Below are 1,821 nucleotides of genomic sequence, written 5' to 3' on the forward strand. Positions count from 1 at the left end.
GCCCAGATCACCAAGTAAAGGCTCTCATGGTTTGGTCCGGTGAAGGCTTCCTGTGTCGGTGTGACTGCCTCGATGCGCAGCGGGGTGGCGGGCAGACGGGCGTATTCGATGCGCCCGCTCCGGGTGTTGAACCAGGGCAGCGTGATGGCTGGCAACAGGTAGTCGCCTGGCGCTGTGGCCGTCAAGGCCTGACGCCACTGGCGCTCGAAGCGCAGCACTCCCTTGGCGAGAAAGCGCTCCTGCTGCTGTTCTCCATCCGGTCTTGCCGCCATTGCGGCGGGCAGGGGTGAGGGCCCGGTGAGCTTGGGCAGGGTGAGCCGGTTGCCATCGCCCCCTTCCATCACCAGCGTCAGGGTGCGGATCACCGGCTCTCCCACCCTGGCACCCGAGGCCGGGCTTAACTGCTGGCTCAGGGTCAACTGGCTGGCCACTGGTTGCTGCGGCGCCAGGTCGATTTTCACAAACAGGGTGTCCGCTCTGGCCGAGAGGGGGTCACTGGTGCCGTTATCCTGGGGCAGACGGCCCTGAAAACGCGGCGATACCAGCGGATGTAGCCCGGGCTCTCTGGCCTGCAGCAGCCAGTTGCGGGTCAGCCGGCCCGGTAGTCCCGACCCTGCCGGGGCCTGCCACTGATCCTCGCCCAGGCGGCGAATGGTGAAGGCGTCGCTGGCTGGCTCTGTGAGGTTGGGGGCCTCCATGTTGGCGGGCAACCAGAGGCTGAGCTGATAGATGAAGGGTTGGCCCGGATAAAGCGGCCCCTGATGCAGCACCCTGGCCTGCAGCTCTATGGGGGAGATGGCCTGGCTGGGTTGCGCTACCAGTGTGCCCGCCTGGCGGCGCAGCGGCAGGGGCAAGGCTGGAGTCTGCTCCTGCCCAAGTGATAGGGAGGGCACAACCTCGGGGCTCGCATCCAGGGTGTGCAGCGGGATCTGCCAGCGGGTCAGGCTGTGCACGGGAGTGGTGACCAGGCTCATGGTCACCTTGCCCACTGCAAACTGGCGCAGCAGGGGGGCGATGACGAGTTCGTTGCTCTGGCGCTCCCCGTCCGCCTCTATGATCAGCAGCCAGTCACGGCTGTCGGCCCCCGGCAACAGCTCTGCCCTTGGCGGCGCGGCCAGCGCAGGGGTTGAAAGCAGGCAGAGCAGCAGCCAGCAAGGCAGCAAACACAGCAGAGGATTGATTTTCACCAGGTGTCATCCCCTTTCAGTGCTCTATTCCAGGTGCCTTTCACCTCTTCCTTGAGCTGACGACGCTCGGCCTCCTTGCGCAGCCTCTGCTCCAGCAGCACCACAGGGGGGGCTGGCGGCAGCGGCGCGTCCGGGGTGGTGGCCTGCTCGGGGGCGTCGATGGGCTTGGGATCTTGCGCAGCCGGGCTGGCCTGGGGCGGCTGGGCTCGCAGCAGCGCGAGGTTATAGAGTGCATCCTGGTGGCCGGGCTCTAGCGCCAGCGCTGCCAGATAAGCTTGCTCGGCGGCGGCAAGCTCCCCGAGCTGTACCAGCGCATTGCCCCGGTTGTAGTGGGCGGTTGCACTGTTGGCACGGGTGTAGGCGGCGACGGCCCGGGCGTAGTCACCGGCTCTGTACCAGGCATTCCCCTGCCAGACGGGGTCCTGGAAGCGGCGAGCCGCTGCCAGATAGTGCCCCTGCTGGAACGCTTGCCAGGCCTGGCTCTCCTGCGTGGATAACGCGGAGGCTGGGCTGGCCTGCAAGGGAGGTGGACTGAAGAGGACAGTGCCTGCGGCCAGCAGAAGCAGCCAGAGCGTGCCGACGCGGGCCAGCAGGGCCAGGGGCAGCAGGGGCAGCAGCAACCAGGGGCCCAGAT

Annotated in this window: 2 protein-coding genes; both read right to left on the reverse strand. The window is 67.1% G+C overall.

Annotated elements, in window-relative coordinates; translation table 11 throughout:
- A partial coding sequence (locus tag AAC083_RS14185; protein ID WP_181364761.1) for a BatD family protein occupies positions 1–1,190 on the reverse strand: 1,190 nt, incomplete at its 3' end.
- The coding region (locus AAC083_RS14190) for a tetratricopeptide repeat protein (RefSeq protein WP_146181679.1) at positions 1,184–1,821 on the reverse strand (638 nt) is incomplete at its 5' end. The genes AAC083_RS14190 and AAC083_RS14185, both read right to left, overlap by 7 nt.

It is taken from the genome of Aeromonas sp. HMWF014 (assembly GCF_963878295.1).
Lineage (GTDB): Bacteria > Pseudomonadota > Gammaproteobacteria > Enterobacterales > Aeromonadaceae > Aeromonas > Aeromonas popoffii.